The 12,987-nt window shown below is 39.9% G+C and carries 12 protein-coding genes; 7 read left to right on the top strand and 5 right to left on the bottom strand.

What is annotated here, in order from left to right:
• Positions 1-186 precede the first annotated feature (186 nt).
• From jag to rpmH, 5 genes are all read right to left on the bottom strand, one after another.
• Complete coding sequence (jag, locus tag FBF83_RS18440) at positions 187-807, bottom strand: RNA-binding cell elongation regulator Jag/EloR (protein WP_136948626.1); 621 nt, start codon at positions 805-807, stop codon at positions 187-189.
• The gene (gene spoIIIJ / locus FBF83_RS18435; RefSeq protein WP_136948625.1) at positions 804-1,571 is read right to left on the bottom strand and encodes a YidC family membrane integrase SpoIIIJ; all 768 of its coding nucleotides are present in this window, start codon (positions 1,569-1,571) and stop codon (positions 804-806) included. Before spoIIIJ ends, jag begins: the two co-directional genes overlap by 4 nt.
• Before the next feature lie 59 nt (positions 1,572-1,630).
• Complete coding sequence (gene yidD / locus FBF83_RS18430; RefSeq protein WP_136948624.1) at positions 1,631-1,852, bottom strand: membrane protein insertion efficiency factor YidD; 222 nt, start codon at positions 1,850-1,852, stop codon at positions 1,631-1,633.
• Positions 1,849-2,223, bottom strand: a complete 375-nt coding sequence (gene rnpA / locus FBF83_RS18425; protein WP_136948623.1) for a ribonuclease P protein component — start codon at positions 2,221-2,223, stop codon at positions 1,849-1,851. Before rnpA ends, yidD begins: the two co-directional genes overlap by 4 nt.
• 77 nt (positions 2,224-2,300) lie before the next feature.
• On the bottom strand, positions 2,301-2,435 hold the full coding sequence (rpmH, locus tag FBF83_RS18420; protein WP_048311109.1) for a 50S ribosomal protein L34: 135 nt from the start codon (positions 2,433-2,435) through the stop codon (positions 2,301-2,303).
• A gap of 639 nt (positions 2,436-3,074) precedes the next feature.
• Between rpmH and dnaA the strand changes: the two genes are divergently transcribed.
• The 7 genes from dnaA to gyrA all read left to right on the top strand — a co-directional run bounded on the left by dnaA (position 3,075) and on the right by gyrA (position 12,559).
• Complete coding sequence (gene dnaA, locus FBF83_RS18415) at positions 3,075-4,427, top strand: chromosomal replication initiator protein DnaA (protein WP_136948622.1); 1,353 nt, start codon at positions 3,075-3,077, stop codon at positions 4,425-4,427.
• 196 nt (positions 4,428-4,623) lie between these two features.
• Positions 4,624-5,766, top strand: coding sequence for a DNA polymerase III subunit beta (gene dnaN, locus FBF83_RS18410; protein ID WP_136948621.1), 1,143 nt, complete (start codon positions 4,624-4,626; stop codon positions 5,764-5,766).
• A 438-nt stretch (positions 5,767-6,204) separates the two neighbouring features.
• On the top strand, positions 6,205-6,417 hold the full coding sequence (gene yaaA, locus FBF83_RS18405; protein ID WP_136948620.1) for a S4 domain-containing protein YaaA: 213 nt from the start codon (positions 6,205-6,207) through the stop codon (positions 6,415-6,417).
• 14 nt (positions 6,418-6,431) lie between these two features.
• Positions 6,432-7,550, top strand: coding sequence for a DNA replication/repair protein RecF (recF, locus tag FBF83_RS18400; protein ID WP_136948619.1), 1,119 nt, complete (start codon positions 6,432-6,434; stop codon positions 7,548-7,550).
• A 9-nt stretch (positions 7,551-7,559) separates the two neighbouring features.
• Positions 7,560-7,838 carry an extracellular matrix regulator RemB gene (gene remB / locus FBF83_RS18395; protein ID WP_136948618.1) on the top strand — a complete coding sequence of 93 codons (279 nt, stop codon included), beginning with the start codon at positions 7,560-7,562 and terminating at the stop codon, positions 7,836-7,838.
• 70 nt (positions 7,839-7,908) lie between these two features.
• Positions 7,909-9,843: a DNA topoisomerase (ATP-hydrolyzing) subunit B gene (gene gyrB / locus FBF83_RS18390; protein ID WP_136948617.1), complete on the top strand. Its 1,935-nt coding sequence runs from the start codon at positions 7,909-7,911 to the stop codon at positions 9,841-9,843.
• A gap of 157 nt (positions 9,844-10,000) precedes the next feature.
• A complete protein-coding gene (gene gyrA, locus FBF83_RS18385) occupies positions 10,001-12,559 on the top strand; it encodes a DNA gyrase subunit A (protein ID WP_136948616.1) in 2,559 nt (852 codons plus the stop codon).
• Positions 12,560-12,987 lie beyond the last annotated feature (428 nt).

The raw sequence follows: 12,987 nt of genomic DNA, 5'->3' as shown, positions 1-12,987 counted from the left end.
CCCGCTAGTCCCGCAGGAGTCGAGCACCTTCCGCTCCAATTAGCTAAGTGTGGTTTTCTATACAAAAATTCTTTCAAAAGCAACAATCCTTTAGAAAACAGCCTTTAGAAAAGAGACTAAAAGAAAGAGTAATCACATCTTCTTTTCCTCAAAAAAACCTCCGGGCACATGCCCGAAGGTTTAACGTTATTTATTACGTGGAACGATTACCACACGGCGATGTGGATCATTTCCATCAGAGTGAGTAGATATCCCCTTCTTGTCTTTCAAATAAAGATGGATAACTTTTCGTTCAAGCGACGGCATCGGTTCTAGCTGTATGTCCCTTTTCGTAACCATCGCTTTGTCCGCCAGACGATCAGCGAGTTTTTTCAACGTCTCTTCTCGTCTTTCTCGGTAGTTCTCTGCATCGAGAACGACACGAACAAATCGGTCAGAAAATCGGTTCGCGGCAAGATTCGTTAAATATTGCAGTGAATTAAGAGTTTGACCACGTTTCCCTATCAAAATCGCTATTTTCTCTCCAGAAAGTGTAAAGTAAAGGTCTCGATCTTCCCTTTTACCTTCAATTTCTGCTTCAACTCCCATGTTGCTGATGACTTCTTGTAAAAAAGTACTTGTTTGCTCCATGATGTCTAGTTTTTTAGTTACTTTGATGCGGGCGGGCTTTCCTCCAAAACCTAAAAATCCTTTTTTAGGTTCATCTAGCACTTCAATATCAACATTTTCTTGAACAGTTCCGATTTGATTCAGCGCATCTTTCATGGCTTCTTCAATCGTTTTTCCCGTTACCGTAACGCTTCTCACTTCTTCGCTCCCCCCGTATCCGTATCAGCGGTTTTTGTGGCAGGTTTCGTAATAAAGTAAGTTTGTACAATCATAAAGATGTTACCGACTACCCAGTAGAGCGCAAGTGCTGCAGGGAAGTTGATAGCAAATACAATAATCATAATTGGCATAACATATAGGAGCATTTTCATTTGAGGCTGCATAGCTCCGCCGCTACCCATCATAATTTTTTGCTGAATAAATGTTGTTAGACCTGCAGTCAGTGCCAGGATAATATCTGGAGATCCAAGGCTAAACCATAGGAAATTATGTGTTTCAATTGCTTGAGTACGCATAATAGCATGATAAAAACCTAACAAGATCGGCATTTGAACTAGAATTGGTAAACAACCAGCAAGCGGGTTAACTCCATTTTGTTGAAAGAGCTGCATTGTCTCTTGCTGAAGTTGCTGCTGCGTCTTCTGGTCTTTACTGCTGTATTTTTCCTTAAGTTTCTGCATTTGTGGCTGCAGTTCCTGCATTGCTTTCGAACTTTTTGTCTGTTTAATCATTAATGGAAGTAATAGAAGTCGAATTAAGATTGTAACAATCATAATTGACAGTCCGTAATTCCCATCACCTGTTAAATCCGCAAAATATGTTAAAGTCGCGGAAAGTGGATACACAATATATACACTCCAGAATCCAGTGCTTTCTGCATCAATTGGTTCGTTTACATTACAGCCTGAAAGCACCGCAATGAGACCAATTAATAGAAATGCGAGGGTTACTTTTTTCCTCACGCTTCATCCTCCTTGCAATCATATCTCAACAACTATATATGTAAGTAAAAACAATGCCACTATTTCTTTCTATCTGGCACAGGATCAAATCCTCCAGGATGAAATGGATGGCATTTCGAAATTCTTCTAACCGTCAACCATGACCCTTTGAAAAAACCATGTTTTTGATATGATTCGAAACTGTAATGAGAACAAGATGGGTAAAAACGACACGATGGAGGGGTTAAAGGAGAAATGAACCTCTGGTAAATGCGAATCAGCATCATTGCCAGCTTCTTCATTTAACATCCCTTCCTTTTCCAACGTGTTTTATACCCTTTAAAACACGAGCCCGGTTGAGCACATGAATTAAACTGCCTTTTACTTCTTCAAAAGTCATATCAGATGTAGGTTTTCGAGCAATAACGACAAAATCATAAGGAAACTTGATTTGATCAGATAGCTGATGAAAGGATTCGCGAACGAGTCGCTTAACACGATTTCTCGTCACAGCATTTCCAATTCGCTTACTTACTGAAAGACCAAGTCTAAATTGAGGTTGATCATTTCGCTTTAAAACATACACAACAAATTGTCTATTTGCAGTTGAGCTTCCGTTTTTAAATACGTTCTGAAACTCAGAATTCTTTTTAATCCGGTAGTTGCTATTCAATCCGCACACTCCCAGTGTTACTTGGATAAGCACATTATAAACCTTATCTTAAAAAAAGACCACTGATGATCAGTGGTCTATGCAGACAATACTTTTCTACCTTTACGGCGACGACGAGCTAGAACTTTACGTCCGTTAGCTGAGCTCATACGTGCACGAAAACCGTGAACTTTTTTACGTTTACGTGTGTTTGGTTGAAACGTTCTTTTCATTCTATTACACCTCCCTGAGGATAAACTGTATAAAGACAGTCCAAGTAATTATAAGAAAGAAGGGTACTGATTGTCAAGTTTCTTCGCAAATTCACTTTAGCAACTTTGGCTTTCGAAGTTTCTCTCTGATCTACCACCAGACTACTAGAATCTGAACAACCATTGAATAACCATAACTCCAAAAATCGCGTGTGGATAACTTTTTTCGACATTATTCAGTTATGCACATCACTTATCGACAGGTTCTACACAAAATCTAGTGCTGTGGACAGATCGAGTCCACAAGATATGCGCTCTGTGGATAACTTCCCCAAAACCATTGCAATAAAGCCGTTCATTTGTTATGATATTTGTGTTTTAACTCGTGAATAAGAATATACGTGTTATTAAAAGTCCACAGTCTGTGGATAAATATGTGGACAGTTATTCAGGGGTGTTTATGCCTATGTCCACAACCCTGTGAACTCAGTCGATAATTCGACTTTCTTCTATATTATATGACCCACTTCGATTTTGTGGACAGTATAATTATTAGTGAATATTCAAACGGCTATACAAAGGTTGTACGTTGGCATATGAGAGGAATTTCGTCAGCGGATACAGCCTGTTTTTATTTTGGGAACAAAAGGAGGGACTTCGTTGGATAACATCACGGATCTCTGGCAGCAGGCCTTATCAGAAATCGAAAAAAAATTAAGTAAACCCAGTTTTGAAACGTGGTTGAAATCAACTTCAGCTAACAGAATGGAAGGCGACACCATTATCATTACTGCACCCAACGAGTTCGCGCGAGACTGGCTCGAGTCCAGATATTCAAGCTTAATCACCGAGACACTCCTGGAACTAACAGGTAGTGAACTAAGAGCAAAGTTTATAATTCCGCAGAATCAGTCAGATACTGACCTTGATATTGAACAGTCTATGAAGAAAAAACCTAAGGCTAATCCTTCGCAGGAAGAGCATCCGCAAAGCGTACTTAACTCTAAATATACGTTTGACACCTTTGTTATTGGTTCGGGAAACCGTTTTGCGCATGCCGCTTCACTTGCAGTGGCCGAGGCTCCAGCAAAAGCCTATAATCCTCTCTTTATTTATGGAGGAGTAGGACTTGGAAAAACTCACTTAATGCATGCGATTGGCCACTATGTTATTGAGCATAATCCGAATGCAAAAGTAGTCTATTTATCATCTGAAAAATTCACGAATGAGTTTATTAACTCGATTCGCGACAATAAAACCGTCAATTTCCGCAATAAATATCGAAATGTAGACGTGCTATTAATCGATGATATTCAATTCCTAGCTGGAAAAGAACAAACTCAAGAGGAGTTTTTCCATACATTTAATGCTCTTCATGAAGAAAGTAAGCAGATTGTCATCTCGAGTGATCGACCACCGAAGGAAATTCCAACATTGGAAGATCGTTTACGCTCACGTTTCGAATGGGGTTTAATTACGGACATCACGCCTCCTGATCTTGAAACAAGAATTGCGATCCTTCGGAAGAAGGCCAAAGCTGAGGGATTAGACATACCAAATGAGGTTATGCTGTACATTGCTAATCAGATTGATACGAATATAAGAGAGCTTGAAGGTGCACTAATCCGAGTTGTCGCTTATTCTTCTTTGATCAATCAAGATATGAATGCAGATCTTGCAGCAGAAGCATTGAAAAACATTATCCCTTCTTCTAAACCGAGAGTCATTACCATCCATGATATTCAAACTGTTATTGGTGATCACTATTCTGTAAAGCTTGAGGATTTTGCTGCTAAGAAAAGGACTAAATCTGTAGCATTCCCTCGACAGATTGCGATGTACCTTTCAAGAGAGCTTACAGATTTCTCACTTCCTAAGATTGGGGAAGAGTTTGGGGGACGAGATCATACGACCGTTATTCATGCTCATGAGAAAATCTCAAAATTGGTTGATTCTGATCAAGAGCTCCAGAAAAAAGTACAAGATATTGTGGAACAACTTAAAAATGGTTAATCTTCTTTTTGTGGATATTAGTTAATAGAGTGTGTACAATTATCAATAGTTACTAACACACTATCCACAGGTGGATAACTACAGCATCATGGGTTCGTGAACACTTATCCACACATTCACAGCCCCTACTAGTAAGACTACGACTTTTTTTAAGTAATAAATATATTATTAGGGTCATTTATTTAGGAGGTTAATTATGCGTTTCACGATTGAAAGAGACCATCTTGTTTCAAGCGTATCTGATGTAATGAAAGCTGTATCTTCAAGAACAACAATTCCAATATTGACGGGTATTAAAATTGTTGCGAGTGATGAAGGGGTAACTCTTACAGGCAGTGATTCTGACATTTCAATCGAATGTTTCATTCCCTCAGAGGAAAATGATAAACAAATCGTTGAAATTTCTAAGATGGGAAGTATTGTCCTTCAAGCTCGCTTCTTCTCAGATATTGTAAAGAAATTACCTGGTGATCAGGTTGAAGTAGAAGTGTTTGATAGTTTAACAACTAGAATTCGTTCTGGTTCTTCAGAATTCAATCTAAACGGATTAGATCCTGAAGAATATCCTCGTCTACCAGAAGTAGAAGCACAGGAAGGTTTTCAAATCCAAGCAGATCTTCTTAAAAACATTATTAGACAAACTGTTTTTGCTGTTTCTACTTCAGAAACTCGACCGGTGTTAACAGGTGTAAACTGGAAGCTTGAAGATGGCGAACTAAACTGTACTGCTACAGATAGTCACAGACTTGCGCTTCGAACTGTTAAGGTTGAACCGAATAATAACGAGCTTTCATTTTCCAATGTTGTGATTCCTGGTAAAAGCTTAAGTGAACTATCTAAGATCATTGATGACAATGAAGAGCTTGTGGATATTACGGTGACGGAGAATCAAATTCTCTTTAAATCAAAGCACATCTTATTCTTTTCAAGACTTCTTGACGGAAATTATCCTGATACAAGCCGTTTGATTCCAAATGATAGTAAAACAAACGTTACGGTTTCAGCTAAAGAACTTTTACAAGCAATTGATCGTGCGTCAGTTCTTGCTCGTGAAGGAAGAAACAATGTAGTTAAACTTGCAAGCATTGAAGATTCTACTTTGGAAATTTCATCGAATTCACCTGAAATCGGGAAAGTTATTGAACAAGTTCAATCCCATTCATTTGATGGGGAAGAGCTCAAAATCTCATTCAGTGCGAAATATATGATGGACGCGTTAAGATCAATGGATTCTAACGAGGTAAATATTAGCTTCACTGGAGCCATGCGACCATTCCTAATTAAACCAATTGAAGGTGCTGCAATTATGCAGTTGATTTTACCGGTCCGCACTTATTAAAATTTACTAGGCTTTAAAAACGAATAATATTAAGCTGCTGAGGAGTTTACTTCCAGCGGCTTTCTCTTTTTCAGAGGCTGTCTTCGTAGCCAATGTTACTTTTAAAGTAGTGGTTGATTTCCGCTCCAGGATGCTCGCTTTCCGCGGGGCGGGCGGTGAGCATACTCGGCACGCTTAGGGCGCGCCTGTGGGGTCTCACCTGTCCCGCTTATCCCGCAGGAGTCGAGCACCTTCCGCTCCAATCAACTAATTGTGGTTTTTCTACAAAACCTCTTTCAAAAACAACAATCTTTTAGAAAAGAGGCTTTTCGTAAAGCTTTTGAAACTTTTCGTCCGATTACTCATGCGTTTTACGAAAAAAAGAGGTATAATAAACTATTGTCATCCTTCAGATTCAATTTAGATAACTTGAATAGAAGGAGAATGAGGTGAACGAGAATGAATGAAATCAAATTAATAAAAGAATACATTACTCTTGGACAGCTTCTTCAAGAAGCTGGAGTGATTAATACAGGCGGTATGGCAAAGTGGTTTCTGTCAGAGTACGAGGTCTATGTAAACGGAGAATTGGAAGACCGACGTGGCAGGAAATTATTTAACCAGGATGAAATTATGATTCCTGGAGTCGGGGAGTTTGTTGTATCTAGCTGAATGGGGGTTTCCCGTTGCATCTAAACACATTAAAAGTTACCAATTATCGAAATTACGGTAAACAGGAACTACAGTTTGAAAATAACGTCAACGTTTTTCTTGGGGAAAATGCCCAGGGCAAAACAAACATCATGGAAGCCATCTATGTACTTGCTATGGCCAGATCCCATCGTACGCCACGAGATAAAGAATTAATCAATTGGGACGAGGAATATGCTAAAATAGAAGGTAGAATAGAAAAGCGAAACGGTCCCCTTTCCCTCCAACTGGTTATTTCCCATAAAGGTAAAAAAGCCAAGTTAAATCAATTGGAACAACAGAAGCTCAGTAATTACATCGGTGCATTAAATGTTGTCATGTTCGCGCCAGAGGATCTCAACCTTGTTAAAGGGAATCCGGGTGTGCGTCGACGGTTTATTGATATTGAAATTGGCCAGGTACAACCAGTCTATCTGTATTATCTTGGCCGATATTTGAAGCTTCTACAGCAAAGAAATAGTCTGTTGAAAACTCTTCGTTATCAAAAAACACCGGATTATGTGATGTTAGACATTTTGACCGAACAATTGATTGAAGCAGCAGCGAATATCTATATACGCAGAGTTCGATTCGTTCAACTCCTTCAGAAATGGGCTGAACCGATTCATTATGGGATCAGTAGAGGACTCGAAAAACTCGAGATCCATTATAATCCTACAGTTGAGGTATCAGAACCAACAGATTTGTCGAAAATAGTAGATGGATATAAGCAAAAGTTTGATAAAATTAAAGAGAAAGAAGTTGAGCGTGGCGTGACGCTTGCGGGTCCCCATCGTGATGATTTGTCGTTTTTTGTAAACGGGAAAGATGTTCAGACGTATGGATCGCAAGGACAACAGCGTACAACTGCTTTATCGCTTAAGCTAGCTGAGATTGAATTGATTCATAGTGAAGTAGGCGAATACCCATTGCTTCTACTCGATGACGTACTGTCAGAATTAGATGATTACAGACAGTCGCATCTTTTAAATACAATTCAAGGGAAAGTTCAAACCTTTGTTACAACAACGAGCGTTGAAGGGATTAATCATGAAACACTTGAGAAAGCAACAACCTTTCAAGTGCAGGCTGGTCTAATCGAAAAGGTGAAATGAGGTGAAGTGGTGTTTATACACTTAGGAGAGGACGTTGTCGTTCAATCGAGAGATGTCGTCGGCATATTTGATTGGCAGGTTATGGAGGAAGCAGAAATTACGAGTGAATTTTTGTATCGCCATCAGAAAGACAAGCTAGTTGAAGATATCGGCGGTGACTTAACCAAATCGATCGTTATTACTACTGACACGGTTTATTTGTCCCCTTTATCTTCACTTACACTGAAAAGACGAGCTTATACAGTATCAGACAGTGTTGAAACAACGATAAATGGAGAATCATCTTAAAAACCAGAATGGCTGTCATGCAGCAAACTGGATTGAGTCTATCTTTGATAGAGAAATGTAGGTGAACATTATGACATTAGAACAACAGTCTAATAAAGAAAGAGAAAGCTATGATGAAAGTCAGATTCAGGTCCTTGAAGGTCTGGAGGCTGTTAGGAAGCGTCCGGGAATGTACATCGGTTCTACGAGTAGCCGCGGACTGCATCATCTAGTCTGGGAAATTGTCGATAACAGTATTGATGAAGCATTAGCAGGTTACTGTTCACAGATTACCGTAAGTATTGAGAAGGACAACAGCATTACCGTTGAAGATAACGGACGTGGGATCCCAGTTGGTATTCAAGAGAAAATGGGTCGTCCTGCAGTAGAGGTTATTATGACCGTACTGCATGCAGGTGGTAAGTTCGGTGGCGGAGGGTATAAAGTATCCGGCGGACTGCACGGAGTTGGTGCCTCAGTCGTTAACGCCCTCTCTTCTAAATTAGAAATTACAGTTGAACGTGAAGGGAACGTTTACTACCAGAGCTATACGCGCGGTGTACCTGATGAAGACCTTAAAGTCGTTGGAGAAAGTGACGTTACGGGAACAACAATACACTTCATTCCCGATACTGAGATTTTCACAGAGACCATTGAATATGAATTCGATATCCTTGCACACCGTTTAAGAGAACTTGCTTTCTTAAACAGAGGCATTAAAATTGTTGCGCAGGATAAGCGTCCAGAAGAGAAAAAACGGAATGAATACCATTACGAAGGCGGTATTAAATCATACGTTGAGCATCTGAATAGAACTCGTGAAGCGCTGCATGAAGAACCAATTTTTGTAGAAGGCGAACGAGAAGGTATTTCTGTAGAAATCGCCGTTCAGTACAACGATGGATTCGCTAGTAATATCTATTCATTTGCGAATAACATTAATACACACGAAGGCGGAAGCCATGAGTATGGTTTCAAAACAGCTCTTACGCGCGTTATTAATGATTATGCTAGAAAGAATAGCCTTTTCCGTGAAAGTGACCCTAACTTAACCGGTGATGATGTGCGAGAAGGACTAACGGCTATCATTTCAATTAAGCATCCAGATCCACAGTTTGAGGGTCAGACAAAGACGAAGCTTGGAAATGCAGAAGCTCGTACAATTACAGAATCAATCTTTGGTGAAAAGTTCTCTATGTTCCTTTTCGAGAATCCACTAGTTGCTAAACAAATTGTCGAAAAAGGTCTTATGGCTTCCCGAGCAAGAGCTGCAGCGAAGAAAGCACGTGAACTTACAAGAAGAAAAGGTGCTCTTGAAGTAAGTGCCCTTCCTGGTAAGTTAGCAGACTGCTCATCTAAAGATGCGTCTATTTCAGAACTTTATATCGTTGAGGGTGACTCAGCCGGTGGTTCTGCAAAGCAAGGACGAGATCGTCATTTCCAGGCCATTCTGCCATTGAAAGGTAAAATCCTGAATGTCGAAAAAGCTCGCCTTGATAAAATTCTTTCAAACAATGAAATCCGCGCGATTATCACTGCACTTGGAACAGGTATCGGTGAGGATTTTGATTTATCAAAAGCGCGCTACCATAAGCTAATTATCATGACAGATGCTGACGTTGATGGTGCCCATATTAGAACATTACTTCTAACATTCTTCTATCGTTATATGCGCCCATTGATTGAGAATGGCTATGTTTATATTGCTCAGCCGCCTCTTTATAAGATCTCACAAGGTAAAAAAGTGACGTACGCTTATAATGATCGTGAGCTTGATATTATACTTGCAGATATTCCGAAAAACCCTAAACCAGGTATCCAGCGATACAAAGGTCTGGGTGAGATGAATCCGACTCAGCTATGGGAAACCACAATGGATCCTGAGTCGCGTACAGTGCTGCAGGTCGAACTGCAGGACGCCATTGAAGCAGATGAAGTTTTTGATATGTTAATGGGAGATCGAGTAGAACCGAGACGTAACTTTATTCAAGACAACGCCCATTACGTCAAGAACCTTGATGTTTAAGTATAAGTGTTAAGGGGGGCAATCCCCCTTTTCTGCTGTTAATGGGTGAAAAGTCGATGGTGCTAGATTGGATGTTTCCTTCTAGAATAGGTTCATTCATATAACCCAACGATTTATTGTTAAGAGATGAACAAGAGTATAATTGGAGGTTTTCCGTATGTCTGATATGGAAAGATCGAGAGTTAAAGAGATAAATATTAGTCAGGAAATGCGCACCTCCTTCATGGACTATGCGATGAGCGTTATTGTGAGTCGTGCCCTTCCTGATGTGCGAGATGGTCTAAAACCTGTACACCGTCGTATTTTGTATGCCATGAATGATCTAGGAATGACTTCTGATAAAGCATATAAGAAGTCTGCACGTATTGTCGGCGAAGTTATTGGTAAGTATCACCCCCACGGTGATTCTGCCGTTTACGATACGATGGTGCGCATGGCTCAGGACTTCAGCTATCGCAATATGTTGATAGATGGACACGGTAACTTTGGTTCTATTGATGGTGACTCAGCAGCTGCGATGCGTTATACAGAAGCAAGGATGTCAAAAATCGCAATGGAAATGGTGCGAGACATCAATAAAGACACTATTGATTACCAAGATAACTATGACGGTTCTGAAAGAGAACCAATCGTGCTTCCTGCAAGGTTCCCGAACCTGCTTGTAAATGGTGCATCAGGAATTGCGGTAGGAATGGCAACTAATATCCCTCCTCACAATCTAGGAGAAGTTATTGAAGGTCTTCTAGAGTTAAGTGTGAATCCTGACATTACAATTCCAGAATTGATGGAGTTTATCCCAGGACCTGATTTCCCAACTGCAGCTGAAATCCTTGGACGTGAAGGAATCCGCAAAGCTTATACCACTGGACGAGGATCAATCATCCAACGTGCAAAAGCTGAGATTGAAGAACATAGCAACGGTAAGAAAACAATTATTGTATCTGAACTTCCCTACCAAGTTAACAAAGCACGTCTCGTTGAAAAAATTGCAGAGCTTGTTCGCGATAAAAAAATCGAGGGAATCACTGATCTTCGTGATGAATCTGACCGTAATGGTATGCGTGTAGTCATTGAAGTTCGTAAAGATGCGAATGCAAATGTTCTATTAAATAACTTATATAAGCAGACTGCCCTCCAAACGAGCTTTGGAATTAACACTCTTGCTCTAGTAGACGGACAACCTAAAGTGCTAACGCTCAAAGAGTGCCTTGAACATTATCTTGAGCATCAGAAGGTTGTTATTAGAAGAAGAACGCAGTTTGAACTTAATAAAGCAGAAGCAAGAGCACATATATTAGAAGGTTTACGAATTGCACTTGATCATTTAGATGAAGTAATTAAACTAATCAGAGCATCAGAAACAACAGATATTGCTAGAGAAGGACTCATGACGAAATTCTCTCTTAGTTACGATCAATCTCAGGCCATTCTTGATATGCGTCTTCAGCGCCTTACAGGACTTGAGCGGGATAAGATTGAATCGGAATATCAGGAGTTAATGAAGCGAATTGCTGAATTGAAAGCTATTCTTGCTGATGATGAGAAAGTTCTTGAAATCATTCGCGAAGAGTTGACTGAAGTGAAGGAAAGATTCGCTGATAAGCGTCGTACTGAGATTACTGTTGGCTTCGACATGATTGAAGACGAAGATCTGATTCCAAAGCAGAATATTGTTATTACTCTAACGCACAAAGGTTATATTAAGCGTCTTCCTATTGATACGTATCGGAGCCAAAAGCGCGGTGGTCGTGGTATACAGGGGATGGGTACGAATGACGGTGACTTTGTGGAACATTTGTTTACCACACTCACGCATAATACAATTCTCTTCTTTACGAATAAAGGAAAAGTATACAGACTTAAAGGCTATGAAGTTCCAGAGTTGAGCCGTACCGCAAAGGGAATTCCGATTATTAATCTTCTTCAAATTGAAAAAGACGAATACATTACTGCTATTATTCCAATAGAAGAGTTCGTTGATGACTGGTTCGTTTTCTTTGCAACTAAACAAGGTGTTGTAAAGCGGTCACCACTATCTGCATTTGCAAACATTCGTAAAGGCGGCTTAATTGCAATCAACTTCAAAGAAGATGATGAGTTAATGGGCGTTCGTCTTACGAATGGATCAAAAGAACTTATTATGGGAACAAAACAGGGGATGGCAATTCGATTCCACGAAGAAGATGTCCGATCTATGGGTCGAACGGCTACTGGCGTTAAGGGTATCTCTCTTCAAGAGAACGATCAGGTTGTAGGAGTTGGTATTCTAGACGAAGGCCAGGATGTGCTGATCGTCACTGATAAAGGATTCGGTAAACGTACACCTATCGAAGAGTATCGCGTCCAAACTAGAGGCGGTAAAGGAATCAAGACATGTAATCTCACAGAGCGTAACGGCATACTAACAGCGCTTAAGACGGTTACTCTTGAAGAAGAGTGTATGATTATCACAGAAAGCGGAGTTATTATCCGTATTGATGTACAGGATATTTCACAAACCGGGCGTAACACGCAGGGTGTGAGATTAATACGGATAGGTGAAGGTGACTCCGTTGCCACTGTAGCGAAAGTAGAAATCAATGAAGAGGGAATTGAAGGCGAAGATATTGATGAAGATGCAGTTACTGAAGAGTTAGGTGCAGAAGAGATCATTGATGTTGAAGCTGAAGAAACCCCTGATGAAGATGAGAATAGCGATTCAAATAATGAAGAATAAGACTGTTTGAAAAAGAAGAGGAAAAATCCTCTTCTTTTTTTGTTTTCCTATTGCAAGTGGGTACACAGAATGGTAAGATGTAATTCCGTCGCTTTGACGGTGTCTCCAAAACTTTCTTGAATTGGTTTTAAAAAACTAATTAAAAAGTGTTGACGAGACAACAGCATACATGATATATTATTTAAGTCGCCGTTACGAAATGGCTGACTCGCAAAAAAGAATTTAAAAAGTTGTTGACGGAAACTGAGTTAATATGGTATATTAATAAAGTCGCTGAAAACGACATTGAAAGAAACGAATCGATCTTTGAAAACTGAACGAAACGCCATGTAAGTAGTTGTTTCTACGGAAACAAAACATTGTTTTAAAAGCTAGATTAAGCTTTCTATCGGAGAGTTTGATCCTGGCTCAGGACGAACGCTGGCGGC

Source organism: Guptibacillus hwajinpoensis (assembly GCF_005144865.1).
GTDB lineage: Bacteria > Bacillota > Bacilli > Bacillales > Guptibacillaceae > Guptibacillus > Guptibacillus hwajinpoensis_A.
This window is presented reverse-complemented; position numbering and strand designations above follow the sequence as displayed.